We start from the raw sequence: 13,018 nt of genomic DNA on the forward strand, positions 1-13,018 counted from the left end.
CATCCTCTCACGTCCGGCCGCTGGAGCGACTCTCGTTACGGCAGCGATATAGGGGGTTCGCCCGATCGATCCAATCGACTATAATGCGATGGTTGATCGACAGAGGCGATAAATGGCGGCGACCTACCTTCCGACGCTGAAACAGCTGCAATATCTCGTGGCGCTCAAGGATCACGGCCATTTCGGCCGTGCGGCGGAGGCGTGTTTCGTCACCCAGTCGACGCTGTCGGCGGGATTGCGCGAGCTGGAGACGCTGATCGGCGTCACGCTGGTGGAGCGCACGCGGCGCGTCGTCCGCTTCACCCCGCTCGGCGAACAGATCGCGGGCAAGGCGCGCGTCGTTCTGCGCGAGGCGGAAGAACTGGGCGACATGGCACGCGCCGCGGGCCGCCCGCTGTCGGGCGAGATGCGGATGAGCGTCATCCCCACCATCGCCCCCTTCCTGCTGCCGCGCATCCTGCCGCGGCTGCGCAAGGACTACCCCGACCTCAAGCTGTTCCTGCGCGAGGAACCCAGCGGGCCGGCGTGCGAGGCGCTGCACAACGGGCGCACCGACTGCGTGCTGCTGGCGCTGCCCTATGCCTGTGGCGAGGTGACCGCGATGAAGCTGTTCGAGGATCACCTCTTCCTCGCCTTTCCCGAGGGCGAGATGGCCGCCACGCACACGCCGGTCAGTCCCGCGGAGATCGACGAGACGCGCCTGCTGCTGCTGGAGGACGGGCATTGCCTCAAGGACCATGCGCTGGCCGCATGCAATCGCGCCGAGCTGCGCGCGGAGGCGACGATGCTGGGCACCTCGCTCCACACGATGGTGCAGATGGTCGACAATGGCCTGGGCGTGACGATGCTCCCCAAGATCGCGCTGGATGCCGGCATCCTCGACCATACCAATGTTGCCGCGCGCCCGCTCGATGCGGATCACCCGACGCGCACGCTGGCGCTGGTGTGGCGCCGCGCCTCTCCGCGCGAACGCGACTTCCAGTTGCTGGGCGAGGTGTTGAAGGCGGCGGCGTGAGGGCGCCGGCGCGCCATGCGTCTTCATCATAGGGCGGGGCCGACGCCGCGCTTGACCCGGCGCGCGCGATCCCCTTTCCCTCACGCTCGACTTCGCGGGGAACACCAATGGCCAAGCGGCTGACCTTCTACATTCTCGTCGGGCTGGCGCTCGGCCTCGTCACCGGCCTCGTCCTCAACGGCTGGCTGGACGACGGCACGCCCGCTGGCACGGAGCTGGTGACGCGGATCGCGGGCTATTTCTCGATCGTTACCACCCTGTTCCTGCGCCTCATCAAGATGATCATCGCGCCGTTGGTGTTCGCCACATTGGTGTCGGGGATCGCGCAGATGGGCGACACCGCCGCGCTGGGCCGCATCGGCGCGCGCAGTCTGGCATGGTTCATCAGCGCCAGCCTGTTGTCGCTCACCCTCGGGCTGCTGATGGTCAATTTGCTCCAGCCCGGCGTCGGCATCGGCCTGTCGCTGCCGCCCGCGACGCAGGGCAGCGGGCTGGAGACCGCGGCGTTCAACCTCAAGGACTTCTTCACCCACATCGTCCCCGCCTCGATGATCGACGCGATGGCGAAGAACGAAATCCTGCAAATCGTCGTCATGTCGATCTTCGTCGGCGTCGCGATTACCGCGGTGGGCGAGAAGGCCGCGCCGCTGGTCAAGGCGGTCGACGCGCTGGTCCATGTCATGCTCCAGGTGACCGACTACGTCATGCGCGTCGCCCCGCTGGCAGTGTTCGCGGCGGTCGCGGGCACGCTGACGGAGCGCGGGCCGGCGGTGATCGGGCAGCTCGCCTATTTCATGGGCAGCTTCTATCTCACGCTGCTGGTGCTGTGGACGGTGCTGCTGGGGGTCGGCTTCGCGTTCATCGGGCCGCGCATCCGCGAGCTGGTGCGCTATGTGCGCGAGCCGCTGCTGGTCGCCTTCTCCACCGCCTCGTCGGAGGCGGCGTATCCGCGGATGCTGGAGGCGCTCGACCGCTTCGGCGTGCCGCCGCGCATCGCCAGCTTCGTGCTGCCGCTCGGCTATTCGTTCAACCTCGACGGCTCGATGATCTACATGACCTTCGCGTCGATCTTCATCGCGCAGGCCTATGGCATCGACATGTCGCTGGGGCAGATGATCACGATGCTGCTGGTGCTGATGGTCACGTCGAAGGGGATCGCGGGCGTGCCGCGCGCCAGCCTGGTGGTGATCGCGGCGACGCTGCCCATGTTCAACCTGCCGGAGGCGGGACTGCTGCTGGTGCTGGCGATCGACCACTTCCTCGACATGGGCCGCACCGCGACCAACGTGATCGGCAATGCGGTGGCGGGCGCGGTGATCGCGAAATGGGAAGGCGGGCTGGACCCCCGCGAACCCGTGGTGATGGAGGGTTTGTCCGCGCCATCTGGGGACGGGCCGGCGCGCGACGTGGATAGCTTCCGGAAGTTGTAGGTTTACGCGAAGCCGCGAAGGGGTTGCGGCGGCGGGTAGGTCACGACCCTCAACGGACATCGCGTTCGAGGCGATCGAAGAACTGTTCGCGCAGAGACGCGGAGGCGCAGAGAGATGGTGTTCGACGGGCGCGCAGCGCCCTCTCAAGCCTTGGGCGACCGCAAGAGAGCCGCCGATGGCGGCTCGAACGTAGCCGCGGACGCAACACCTCCGCGTCTCCGCGCCTCTGCGCGAACCAACCTTCTTCCTTCTTCTTCGCGGCTTCGCGGCTTCGCGGCTTCGCGTGAATCAATTCCGCGGCGGCTGCCGGCGATAGCTCAACGCTTCGGCGACGTGGATGCGCCCGACCACCTCCGCCCCCGCCAGATCCGCGATCGTCCGCGCCACGCGCAGGATTCGCGTATAGCCGCGCGCCGACAGCTTCATCGCCACCGCCGCCTGCGCCAGCAATGCCCGCCCCGCCTCGTCCGGCTGCGCGAATTGCTCCAGCGCCTCGCCATCCAGCTCCGCATTCGTGCGCAGCCCCGTCCCCGCCAACCGCTCACCCTGCACCGCGCGCGCCGCCGCGACGCGTGCCGCGACCTCGGCCGACCCCTCCGCCGGGGCAGGCAGCGTCAGGTCGACCGCGCTCACCGCCGCCACCTCGACATGCAGGTCGATGCGGTCGAGCAGCGGCCCCGACACCTTCGCCTGATAATCCGCCGCGCATTTCGGCGCCCGCGCGCACGCCAGCGACGCATCGCCCAGATGACCGCAGCGGCATGGATTCATCGCCGCGACCAGCTGCACCCGCGCCGGATACGTCACATGCGCGTTGGCGCGCGCGACGCTAACCGTCCCCGTCTCCAGCGGCTGGCGCAGCGAATCGAGCACCGCGCGCTGGAATTCCGGCAATTCGTCGAGGAACAGCACGCCCAGATGCGCGAGCGACACCTCGCCCGTCTTCACCTTCAGCCCGCCGCCCGTCAGCGCCGCCATGCTCGCGGAGTGATGCGGCGCCCTGAACGGGCGCGTCCGCGTCAGCGTGCCCCCCGGCAGCGCGCCCGCGACCGACTGCACCATCGACACCTCCAGCGCCTCGGCCGGGTCGAGCGGGGGCAGGATGCCGGGCAGGCACGCCGCCATCAGCGACTTGCCCGCCCCCGGCGGCCCGACGAACAGCAGATTGTGCGATCCCGCCGCCGCGATCTCCAGCGCGCGCTTGGCGACCTCCTGCCCCTTGACCTGGCGCAGGTCCGGGCCGGTGCGTCCCTCCACCACATCGCCCGGCGACGGCGCGGCGAGCAGCCCCTGCCCCTTCAGATGATTGAGCAGCCCCAGCAGGTCGGGCGCGGCGACCACCTCGATCGACCCGCTCCACGCCGCCTCCGCCCCCTGCGCCGCGGGGCAGATCAGCCCCCGCCCCATCTCCGCGGCGTGCAGCGCCGCCAGCAGCACGCCCGGTGAGGGCGCCAGCCGCCCGTCCAGCCCCAGTTCGCCGACGACGACATACTCCGCCAGCGCCTCGGCATCGACCACCCCCATCGCGGCGAGCAGCCCCAACGCGATGGGGAGATCGAAATGCGATCCTTCCTTGGGCAGGTCGGCCGGCGACAGGTTCACCGCGATCCGCTTGGGCGGCAGCGCCAGCCCCATGCCGGCGATCGCGCCGCGCACCCGCTCGCGGCTTTCCGCCACCGCCTTGTCCGCCAGCCCGACGAGGTTGAACGCGGGCAGCCCCGGGATCAACTGCACCTGCACCTCGACGGCGCGCGCCTCCAGCCCCAGATAGGCTACCGTCGATACGATCGCGACCATGTTTCCCCCAACCCCGACCCGCTCCATAGCGGCTTTGACAAACCCCGCATCGTGTGTCTTGCGGGTTTAACACACCACGCCCACATGGATCATATGCCGCGCCGACACCCCCTGATGCGAATGGCGCAATTGTGCGCCGGGATCGTGCTGATGCTCGCGGCCCCGCTGGTCGCGCCGCTGCCCGGCCCGGGCGGGACATTGGTGTTCGCGGGCGGACTGGTGCTGGTACTGCGCAACTCGCACTGGGCAAGGGTGCGGTTCGCGCGGTGGAAGCGACGCTGGCCGCGCACCGGCCATGTCGTCGACATGGCGATGCGCCGGCGCAGCGCGCTACGCCGGCGCGCACGAAACAAGGTGGTCGCGCGTTGACTTTGACGCTCGCGTCGCCTACGCGCCCCCTTCTTCGGGCTGCCCGCGTGGCGGCCCTTCGGCATTTTGAATTTCGGGATATGAACGATGAAGCGGACCTTTCAGCCGAGCAATCTGGTGCGCGCCCGCCGTCACGGCTTCCGCGCGCGGATGGCGACGGTCGGCGGCCGGGCGGTGATCCGGGCGCGCCGGGCGCGCGGCCGCAAGAAGCTGTCGGCGTAAGCTCGTCCCCGGCCGTGATCGGCCGGATGACGAAACGATCGGACTATCTGGCTGCGAACGCCGGGCGTCGGGCTCCGATGCCCGGCTTCGTGTTGTTGGTGCGCCCGCGCGACGACGCCGATGACATGATGCGCATCGGCATCACGGTGACCAAGAAGGTCGGCAATGCCGTGGTGCGCAACCGCATCAAGCGTCGCTTTCGTGCCCTGGCGCGCGAGGTGCTGCCCCGGCATGGCTGGGCGGGCGCGGACCATGTGCTGATCGGGCGGCTGCCCGCGACCGACCGCGACTGGTCGCTGCTCACCGCCGATCTGGCGAAGGCGCTGGTCAAGGCGCGCACCGCCCCCGCCGACGCCCCGCGACCGCGCCGCCGCAAGTGATCGCGCGCGCGCTGATCCTGCTGGCGCGCGCGTGGCAACTCGGTCCGTCGCTGGTGCTGCCGCCGTCGTGCCGATACCAGCCGTCATGTTCCGCCTATGCAATCGAGGCGCTTCGCCGCTATGGCGCGGCGAAGGGTAGCTGGCTGGCGCTGCGGCGTATCGCGCGCTGCCATCCATGGGGCGGGCACGGCCACGATCCGGTGCCTTAGTGACTGAATTGGGGTCCATGTGAAGGACGAAAGCAAGAACTTCGTGCTGTTCGCGGTGATCGCGGCGCTGATCCTGTTCGGATGGCCGCTGATCCAGAACCGCTTCTTCCCGACCGCCAATCCGCCCGCGACGAAGGTGGTCGACGGCAAGTCGCGCGCCGTGCCGAACCCCGCCGCGGACCCGACCGCCGATTCGCCCGCAGCCTTGCGCGACCGCGCCACCGTGCTGGCCGCCAGCCCGCGCGTCCGGATCGACACGCCCGCGCTGAAGGGCTCGATCAACCTGAAGGGCGCGCGGATCGATGACCTGGTCCTGACCCGCTACAACGAGACGGTGGCGAAAAACTCGCCACCGATCCGCCTGTTCTCGCCCGCCGGCGCGCCGGACGCCTATTTCGCCGCGTTCGGCTGGCGCGACCAGGGGTTGTCGCCCCCCGCCGCCGACGCGCTATGGACCACCTCCGCGCCGGTGCTGACCCCGACGCAGCCGGTGACGCTCACCGCCGCCAATGCGCAGGGCCAGCGCTTCGCGATCCAGATCGCGATCGACAACGATTATCTTTTCACCGTGAAGCAGACCGTCGCCAATGCCGGCCGCGGCGCGGTGCCGGTGTCGGCATACGGCCTCGTCAACCGCATCGGCGTGTCGAAGGATCCCGACAGCTGGACGATCCATACCGGCCCGATGTCGGTCAACAACGGCGCCGCGCACTACAACCCCAATTTCAAGGACGTGGATGCGGCGCCGCAGAGCTTCACCACAACCGGCGGCTGGTTGGGCTTCACCGACAAATACTGGCTGGCGGCCCTCGTCCCCGACCAGACCCGCGCCTTCGACGGCCAGTTCCGCGCCGGCGCCAATAAGGCCTATCAGGCCGACTTCACCAGCGCCGCGCAACTGCTGCCCCCGGGCCGCCAGCTGACCCAGACCGCGAAACTGTTCGCGGGCGCCAAGGAGGTGAAGCTGCTCGACCGCTACACCGATACCGGCGCGGTGGTGAAGCTCGACTATGCGATCGACTGGGGCTGGTTCCGCCTCGTGGAAAAGCCGATTTTCTATTATCTCGACTGGCTGTTCCGCCTGATCGGCAATTTCGGCGTCGCGATCATCATCCTGACGCTGACGATCCGCCTGCTCGTCTTCCCGGTCGCGCAGCGCCAGTTCGCCAGCATGGCGGCGATGCGCGCGCTCCAGCCGAAGATGAAGGCGATCCAGGAGCGGTACAAGGACGACAAGCAGCGCCAGCAGCAGGAGATCATGGCGCTGTACAAGGCGGAGAAGGTCAATCCGCTGGCGGGCTGCCTGCCCACGCTGATCCAGATCCCGATCTTCTACGCGCTCTACAAGGCGCTGATGCTGACGATCGAGATGCGGCACCAGCCGTTCGCCTTGTGGATCAAGGATCTGTCGGCGCCCGATCCCGCGACGATCCTGAACGCCTTCGGCTATCTGCCGTTCACGGTGCCGCACATGCTGGCGATCGGCGTGTTCCCGGTGCTGCTCGGCATCTCGATGTTCTTCCAGTTCCGGCTCAACCCGGCCCCGATGGACGATACGCAGAAGCAGGTGTTCGCGATCCTGCCGTGGGTGCTGATGTTCGTGATGGCGCCGTTCGCGGTCGGCCTCCAGATCTACTGGATCACCACCAACTGCATCTCGATCGCGCAGCAGAAGTTCCTCTACAGCCGCCATCCGCAGCTGAAGGAAGCGGCCGCGAAGTGACCGACGCCGTCTTCACCGAGGAGCAGATCGAGGCCGCGCGCAAGGTCTTCGCCGGGCGCATCGACTTCCTGAAGTCGGCGCCCGCGCTCAACTTCCTGCCACCGGCGGGAGCGCCCGAGATCGCGTTCGCGGGCCGCTCCAACGTCGGCAAGTCGTCGCTGCTGAACGCGCTGGCGGGGCGCAAGGCGCTGGCGCGCACCTCGGTTACGCCGGGGCGGACGCAGGAGCTGAACTTCTTCGATGTCGGATCGCCTATCGTGTTCCGGCTGGTCGACATGCCCGGCTATGGCTTCGCCAAGGCGCCCAAGGACATGGTCAAGAAGTGGCGCTTCCTGGTGAACGATTATCTGCGCGGGCGACAGGTGCTGAAACGCGCGCTGGTGCTGATCGACAGCCGCCACGGCATCAAGGACGTCGACCGCGAGGTGCTGGAGATGCTCGACCGCGCCGCGGTCGGCTATCGCCTGGTGATGACCAAGGCGGACAAGGTGAAGGCCAGCGATCTGGCCGACACGGTCGCCGCGACCGAGGCGGAAGCGCGCAAGCGCGCGGCGGCGCACCCGGACCTGATCGTCACCTCGTCGGAAACCGGAATGGGCATCCCCGAACTGCGCGCCGCGGTGATCGAGGCGATCGGCTGATCGCCCGGGACGCTTCACCAGCGTCCCGAACAGGTGTATCGTCAGGAAAAACAAGCGGGTCGCATCGTCACCCTCCTCCAGCCGGAGACGCGCGATGTTCCTTGCCCGAGCCCTCGCCTCGCTGTCCCTGATCGCCCTGCCGTTGCAGGCGGTCGCCGCCCAGACGTGTCGCGTCACCCCTGCCTTCACCCGCGCCGACGAGCGCGGCACGAAGCGCGTGCAGGTCTATCAGGCCGCCGCCGAGGGTACGACCGGCACCGCGCTGCTCTTCGTCAGCGCGCTGAAGGTGAACACTGACGGCACCCGCATCTCCTATCATATCGACGATCCGCAGGCGCAGCGGCTGGCGATCAACAACATCGCGAATGCGATGCGCCGCAACGTTCCAGACAAGGTCGCGACCTTCCGCCGTCTCGCCGCCGCGGGCTTCCCTGCCCCGGCGACGTGGCAGGCGCTGCTGCCCAACGTGATCGAGGCGGACCGGCGCACCGGCAAACCCTGTCTCGATGCCGATCGGTATCTGGTGTCGAAGACGTCGGACGTCGCGATCGACGGCGGCCATGCGCGCGATGGCGATTGCACGCAGGCGAAGTGGCTCGATGCGCTCGACGTCAACGCGCTGGTCCTGCCGTCGGGCCGCACCGAGTTCAGTGCGCGCGGCGCGGACAATCGTACCCCCGTGGTGGCGATGACGCTGGGCACGCGCCGCCTCGCCTATGGCCTGGTCGGCGACAAGGGGCCAACCGATGAGTTGGGCGAGGCGTCGGTGGCGATGAACCGCACCCTCAACGGGCTGCCGCCGACCGAACGCCCCGCCAACTACCGGGATGCGGTCGCGCGCTTTCAGGCGCCCCGCAGCGTGATCCTGCTGCTGCCGGGCTCGTCCAACCGCGTCGCGCGTCCGCTGTCGGGTGCCACCGTCACCGCGGCGACACGCGCCCAGTTCGAGCGATGGGGCGGTCAGGCGCGGCTGGAACGCTGCCTGACCGCCATCCCCGAGGCGCGTTGAGGCTCAGCGCAGCGCCCGCGCCTCGCGCGCCGCAGCGATGCGCTGTCGCAGCGACTCCGACCGGCTGGCGCCCGCCAGCGGGCGATCGAACACGAAGGTGGGCGCGCGGACATAGACGGGCGTGGACGACGACAGATCGGCGGTGCAGGTCATCAGGCACTCCTTCACGGAACGACACCGTCCGGTCTAGCGCGCCCTCCCCTGCCGCCGGGTGGAGGAACCCGGTTAAACCGCCGCTCATACGTTGCCCTCGCCCCCGATCCCGCTAAACCGGGGGCATGAAGCTCATCATCGGCAACAAGGCCTATTCCTCCTGGTCGCTGCGCGGGTGGCTGGCATGCCGCCAGTCCGGCCTCGTCTTCGAGGAGGTCGTGGTGCCGCTCTATGACGAGGCATGGGACAGGCGGCGCGAAGGTGCGGAGTTCGCGCCCTCGTCGGGCAAGGTGCCGATCCTGTGGGATGGCGATGCGGTGGTGTGGGACAGCCTGGCCATCGTCGACTATCTCGCCGACAAGGTCGGGCGCGACCTGTTCTGGCCTGCCGACGACGCCGCGCGCGCGATGGCGCGGTCGATGGCGGCGGAAATGCATTCCAGCTTCGTCGCGCTGCGCCGCAGGCACAGCATGAACATCCGCCAGGTCTATCCCCCGGTCGCGCCGGACGAGGACGTGCTGGCCGATCTGTCGCGCATCTTCGAGCTATGGGCGCAGGCGCGCGCACGATTCGGCGGGGGTGGCGACTTCCTTTTCGGCGATTTCGGCGCGGCGGACATCATGTTCGCGCCGGTCTGCACCCGGATCGTCACCTATTCGCTCCCCGCGCCGCGCTTCGCCGCCGCCTATATCGCCGCGGTGCTGCGCCACCCCTTCCTGCAGGACTGGATCGCCGCCGCGCAGGCGGAGGAATGGGTGATCGAGAAGTTCGAGCAACCGGTCGGACAGTGAGCGGGGAGTGAGCGGGCATTGACCGGGTCACTCCGCGGCATAGCCCTGCTCGGGATGCCAGCGCATCGCGATATCGGGATAATGGACCGTCGACCGTTCCGGCAGGCTGACCGCGAACAGGACGCACGGCGCATCGCCGTCGTTGCGCAGGTGGTGCGCATTGGCTTCCCCCTTGCGGAACACCGCCATGTCGCCGGCGCGCATCGGATGCGCGCCATCGTCGTCGACCAGCGTCGCCGCGCCCGCGATCACCAGCACCAGCTCGTCCTCCCCCTCGTGCCAGTGGCGCTGCGACGACCAGCCGCCGGGCGGCACCACGACATGCGTGGCGACGAAATCCGTCACCCCGCACGCCGCGGACAGGTCGCGCACCACGCGGTTCGACGCCGCCTTGCGGAACGGCTCGGGATAGTCGCTGCCCGCCGCGGGGGCGATCCGTTCGATATCGATCTTCGGCACAAGGCCCTCTCCCATGACTGACGTCCTGCCGCTCGCCTGCGACCTGATCGCGGCGGAAAGTGTCACCCCCGCGCGCGGCCGGGTGTTCGACGTGCTGGAGGCCGCGCTGGTTCCGCTCGGCTTCGCGGTCGAGCGGTTCGTCGCGGGCGAGGCGCCCGACGGCCCGGTCGAGAACCTGCTCGCCACCCGCGCCGGCACCGGCCCGCACCTCGCCTTCGCGGGACATGTCGACGTCGTCCCGCCCGGCGAAGGCTGGACCGCAGGCGCCTTCGTCCCCGACGTCCGCGGCGACCTGCTCCACGGGCGCGGCGCGGTCGACATGAAGGGCGCGATCGCCGCCTTCGTCGCCGCCATCGCCCGCGCCGACGACACCGGCCCCCTCACCCTCATCATCACCGGGGACGAGGAAGGCCCGGCGACCTATGGCACCGTGTCGCTGATCGATCGGATGCACGCGCGCGGCATCGCGCCCGACCTGTGCCTGGTGGGCGAGCCGACCTCGGTCGCCGCGCTGGGCGACATGGTGAAGATCGGACGGCGCGGGTCGGTCAACATCTGGATCGACGTGCCCGGCCGGCAGGGGCATGTCGCCTATCCGCACCTCGCCGACAATCCGATCCCGCGGTTGGTCGCGGCACTCGCCGCGCTCGACGCACTGGTGCTGGACGAGGGCAGCGACTGGTTCCAGCCGTCCAACCTGGAGATCACCGACGTGACGGTGGGCAATCCCGCCACCAACGTCATCCCGCCCCGCGCGACCGCGCGCATCAGCATCCGCTTCAACGACCTGCATCACGGCGAGGAACTGGCGGCGCGGGTCGCCGACATCGTTCACCGCCACGCCCCCGATGCGGTCGTCACGCCGCGCATCTCGGGCGAGGCCTTCCTGACCGAGCCGGGTGCGCTGTCCGCGCTCGTCTCCGCCGCGATCCACGAAGTGACCGGGCGCGTGCCCGAACTGTCGACCACCGGCGGCACGTCGGACGCGCGCTTCCTGCGCGCGCTATGCCCGGTGGTGGAATTCGGCCTGCTCAACGCCACGATGCACAAGACCGACGAGGCGGTGGCGCTCGCCGATCTGGAGCAGCTGGTCGCGATCTACGCCGCGGTCATCCGGCGCGCAGCCGTGGCCTAGCGCTGCCGATCCACGCCTCCAGCGCGCCTTCGTCCATCGGATGCGCCACGGCATAGCCCTGTACCGCGTCGCAGCCGATGATGCGCAGCACGTCGACCTGCGCATCGCTCTCCACGCCCTCCGCCACCGCCTCGCATCCCAGACCGTGGACCAGACCGACCAGCGCCTGCAGGATCGTCCGCGCGTCGGCATCGGCCGCGACGTCGCGCACCAGCATCCGGTCCAGCTTGATACGGTCGACCGGGAAGGCGCGCAGCCGCTGGACGTTCGAATCGCCGGCGCCGAAATCGTCCACCGTCACCTTCGCCCCCGCCCCGCGCAGCGCCTCCAGCATGTCGAGCGCGGCGGGCGGGCAGCGCATCGCGACGCCCTCCGCCAGCTCCAGCTCCAGCCGGTCGAGCGGCACCTCGGCGGTCGCGAACGCCTCGCTCAGCCGGTCGAAGAAGGTGATGTCCTCCACCTGCTGCTGCGCGACGTTGAGGGCGATGCGGCCGCGCCGGTCCAGCCGGTGCCACCGCCCCGCCGCCGCCGCGACGTTCAGCGCCACCCAGTCGCCGATCGAGGTCATCTGCCCGGTCTGTTCCGCGCGCGCCAGGAACGCCGCCGCGGGCCGCAGCCCCAGCGTCGGGTGCCGCCACCGCAGCAACGCCTCGCTGGTGACCAGCATCCCGTCACGCAGCGACACCTGCGGCTGGAACACCAGCGCGAATTCGTCGCGCCGCACCGCGCCGCGCAGGTCGTGGTCCAGTCGGTCGCGATCGGTCAATTCCGCCGCCAGCCGCGCGTCATAGCGCGAGACGCGCGCGCGCCCCGCCGCCTTGGACCGATACATCGCCGCATCCGCCGCGCCCATCAACTCGTGGAGCGTCGCGCCATGCTGCGGGCGCAGCGCCACGCCGACCGACGCCCCGATCGAGATCGTCGCATCGTCGATCGTGAACGGCGCCCCCAGCGCGGTCACGATCGCCTCGCCGATCGCCTGGACATGATCGGGCACGTCGACGCCGGGGCACAGCAGCGTGAATTCGTCGCCCGCCAGCCGCCCGACCAGCGCACCGTCTCCGCACGCCGTCGTCGCGACGACCTTCAGCCGTTCCGCCACCTTCGCCAGCAGCTTGTCGCCACAGGCGTGGCCGCGGGTGTCGTTGATCATCTTGAACCGGTCGAGGTCGACGAAGAACAGTGCCGCGGTGACCTCCTGCGGCGCATGATCCAGCAGCCGCTCGGCCTCCGCGCGGAAGAAGGCGCGGCTGGCCAGCCCCGTCACCGGATCACGCGCGGCGCGGTCGGTCACTTCGTCCATGTCGCGGTTCAGCCGGCGGAACAGCGCCTCCATCGCATGGCCCAGCTGCGGCAGTCCGCGATGCGTCGTGGCGGGCGCGTCGCTGGCGAGATCGCCGTCGGTCGCACCGTCGAGCCGCGCGACCGCGGCATCGGCGGCGGACAGGACACGGCCCAGCCGCCGCTGCGCCAGCGCCCATCCGATCACGGTACAGGGCGTCACCAGCATCAGCACATGCATCGCCAGCGCGTGCCGGCTCGCCAACAGGACCAGCGCGAAGGACAGGATCACCGACAGCAGTGTCGCCGCCCGCGTCCATCCGCTATCGCCAACGGCCCCGCCCGTCGTCGCTGCATTGCCGCTTCGCATGTTGGTGCCGTCATCCCCCGCGGGCGACCCCCTC

Annotated in this window: 15 protein-coding genes; 11 read left to right on the top strand and 4 right to left on the bottom strand. The window is 69.5% G+C overall.

Features of this window, described 5'->3' with window-relative positions:
* Nucleotides 1–112: 112 nt before the first annotated feature.
* Entirely contained in the window at nt 113–1,015 is a 903-nt protein-coding gene (locus PGN14_RS12370; RefSeq protein ID WP_335299828.1) for a hydrogen peroxide-inducible genes activator, read from the top strand.
* A gap of 107 nt (nt 1,016–1,122) precedes the next feature.
* Nucleotides 1,123–2,445, top strand: a complete 1,323-nt coding sequence (locus PGN14_RS12375; RefSeq protein ID WP_335299829.1) for a dicarboxylate/amino acid:cation symporter — start codon at nt 1,123–1,125, stop codon at nt 2,443–2,445.
* Between the two features lie 288 nt (nt 2,446–2,733).
* On the opposite strand, the gene PGN14_RS12380 is transcribed toward PGN14_RS12375, so the two are convergent.
* Nucleotides 2,734–4,242 carry a YifB family Mg chelatase-like AAA ATPase gene (locus tag PGN14_RS12380; RefSeq protein ID WP_335299830.1) on the bottom strand — a complete coding sequence of 503 codons (1,509 nt, stop codon included), beginning with the start codon at nt 4,240–4,242 and terminating at the stop codon, nt 2,734–2,736.
* Nucleotides 4,243–4,335: 93 nt separating this feature from the next.
* Between PGN14_RS12380 and PGN14_RS12385 the strand changes: the two genes are divergently transcribed.
* The 7 genes from PGN14_RS12385 (at nt 4,336) to PGN14_RS12415 (ending at nt 8,795) form a co-directional block, all read left to right on the top strand.
* On the top strand, nt 4,336–4,611 hold the full coding sequence (locus tag PGN14_RS12385) for a hypothetical protein (RefSeq protein WP_335299831.1): 276 nt from the start codon (nt 4,336–4,338) through the stop codon (nt 4,609–4,611).
* Nucleotides 4,612–4,698: 87 nt separating this feature from the next.
* The gene (gene rpmH / locus PGN14_RS12390) at nt 4,699–4,833 is read left to right on the top strand and encodes a 50S ribosomal protein L34 (protein WP_028056723.1); all 135 of its coding nucleotides are present in this window, start codon (nt 4,699–4,701) and stop codon (nt 4,831–4,833) included.
* A gap of 26 nt (nt 4,834–4,859) precedes the next feature.
* Nucleotides 4,860–5,213: a ribonuclease P protein component gene (gene rnpA, locus PGN14_RS12395; protein ID WP_335299832.1), complete on the top strand. Its 354-nt coding sequence runs from the start codon at nt 4,860–4,862 to the stop codon at nt 5,211–5,213.
* Entirely contained in the window at nt 5,210–5,422 is a 213-nt protein-coding gene (gene yidD / locus PGN14_RS12400; protein ID WP_335299833.1) for a membrane protein insertion efficiency factor YidD, read from the top strand. The genes rnpA and yidD overlap by 4 nt, the downstream gene beginning before the upstream one ends.
* A 19-nt stretch (nt 5,423–5,441) precedes the next feature.
* Entirely contained in the window at nt 5,442–7,145 is a 1,704-nt protein-coding gene (gene yidC, locus PGN14_RS12405; RefSeq protein WP_335299834.1) for a membrane protein insertase YidC, read from the top strand.
* A complete protein-coding gene (gene yihA, locus PGN14_RS12410; protein WP_335299835.1) occupies nt 7,142–7,786 on the top strand; it encodes a ribosome biogenesis GTP-binding protein YihA/YsxC in 645 nt (214 codons plus the stop codon). Before yidC ends, yihA begins: the two co-directional genes overlap by 4 nt.
* Before the next feature lie 94 nt (nt 7,787–7,880).
* Complete coding sequence (locus tag PGN14_RS12415) at nt 7,881–8,795, top strand: hypothetical protein (protein WP_335299836.1); 915 nt, start codon at nt 7,881–7,883, stop codon at nt 8,793–8,795.
* Between the two features lie 3 nt (nt 8,796–8,798).
* On the opposite strand, the gene PGN14_RS12420 is transcribed toward PGN14_RS12415, so the two are convergent.
* Nucleotides 8,799–8,948, bottom strand: a complete 150-nt coding sequence (locus tag PGN14_RS12420) for a hypothetical protein (RefSeq protein WP_335299837.1) — start codon at nt 8,946–8,948, stop codon at nt 8,799–8,801.
* Nucleotides 8,949–9,073: 125 nt separating this feature from the next.
* Between PGN14_RS12420 and PGN14_RS12425 the strand changes: the two genes are divergently transcribed.
* Nucleotides 9,074–9,739 (top strand): glutathione S-transferase, encoded by a 666-nt coding sequence (locus tag PGN14_RS12425; RefSeq protein ID WP_335299838.1) that lies wholly within the window; start codon nt 9,074–9,076, stop codon nt 9,737–9,739.
* A 27-nt stretch (nt 9,740–9,766) separates the two neighbouring features.
* On the opposite strand, the gene PGN14_RS12430 is transcribed toward PGN14_RS12425, so the two are convergent.
* Nucleotides 9,767–10,213 (bottom strand): cupin domain-containing protein, encoded by a 447-nt coding sequence (locus PGN14_RS12430; RefSeq protein ID WP_335299839.1) that lies wholly within the window; start codon nt 10,211–10,213, stop codon nt 9,767–9,769.
* Between PGN14_RS12430 and dapE the strand changes: the two genes are divergently transcribed.
* Nucleotides 10,212–11,333 (top strand): succinyl-diaminopimelate desuccinylase, encoded by a 1,122-nt coding sequence (gene dapE / locus PGN14_RS12435; RefSeq protein WP_335299840.1) that lies wholly within the window; start codon nt 10,212–10,214, stop codon nt 11,331–11,333. The genes PGN14_RS12430 and dapE overlap by 2 nt on opposite strands.
* On the opposite strand, the gene PGN14_RS12440 is transcribed toward dapE, so the two are convergent.
* A complete protein-coding gene (locus tag PGN14_RS12440; protein ID WP_335299841.1) occupies nt 11,308–12,984 on the bottom strand; it encodes a putative bifunctional diguanylate cyclase/phosphodiesterase in 1,677 nt (558 codons plus the stop codon). The two genes, dapE and PGN14_RS12440, sit on opposite strands and share 26 nt — an antisense overlap.
* Nucleotides 12,985–13,018: the final 34 nt, after the last annotated feature.

The sequence above is a fragment of the Sphingomonas adhaesiva genome (assembly GCF_036946305.1).
In the GTDB taxonomy this organism is placed as follows: Bacteria; Pseudomonadota; Alphaproteobacteria; order Sphingomonadales; family Sphingomonadaceae; genus Sphingomonas; species Sphingomonas adhaesiva_B.

Coding starts and splice junctions, on each gene's coding strand:
- PGN14_RS12370 (WP_335299828.1), top strand. CDS start 113: ATGGCGGCGACCTACCTTCCGACGCTGAAACAGCTGCAATATCTCGTG.
- PGN14_RS12375 (WP_335299829.1), top strand. CDS start 1,123: ATGGCCAAGCGGCTGACCTTCTACATTCTCGTCGGGCTGGCGCTCGGC.
- PGN14_RS12380 (WP_335299830.1), bottom strand. CDS start 4,242: ATGGTCGCGATCGTATCGACGGTAGCCTATCTGGGGCTGGAGGCGCGC.
- PGN14_RS12385 (WP_335299831.1), top strand. CDS start 4,336: ATGCCGCGCCGACACCCCCTGATGCGAATGGCGCAATTGTGCGCCGGG.
- rpmH (WP_028056723.1), top strand. CDS start 4,699: ATGAAGCGGACCTTTCAGCCGAGCAATCTGGTGCGCGCCCGCCGTCAC.
- rnpA (WP_335299832.1), top strand. CDS start 4,860: ATGACGAAACGATCGGACTATCTGGCTGCGAACGCCGGGCGTCGGGCT.
- PGN14_RS12415 (WP_335299836.1), top strand. CDS start 7,881: ATGTTCCTTGCCCGAGCCCTCGCCTCGCTGTCCCTGATCGCCCTGCCG.
- PGN14_RS12420 (WP_335299837.1), bottom strand. CDS start 8,948: ATGACCTGCACCGCCGATCTGTCGTCGTCCACGCCCGTCTATGTCCGC.
- PGN14_RS12425 (WP_335299838.1), top strand. CDS start 9,074: ATGAAGCTCATCATCGGCAACAAGGCCTATTCCTCCTGGTCGCTGCGC.
- dapE (WP_335299840.1), top strand. CDS start 10,212: ATGACTGACGTCCTGCCGCTCGCCTGCGACCTGATCGCGGCGGAAAGT.
- PGN14_RS12430 (WP_335299839.1), bottom strand. CDS start 10,213: ATGGGAGAGGGCCTTGTGCCGAAGATCGATATCGAACGGATCGCCCCC.
- PGN14_RS12440 (WP_335299841.1), bottom strand. CDS start 12,984: ATGCGAAGCGGCAATGCAGCGACGACGGGCGGGGCCGTTGGCGATAGC.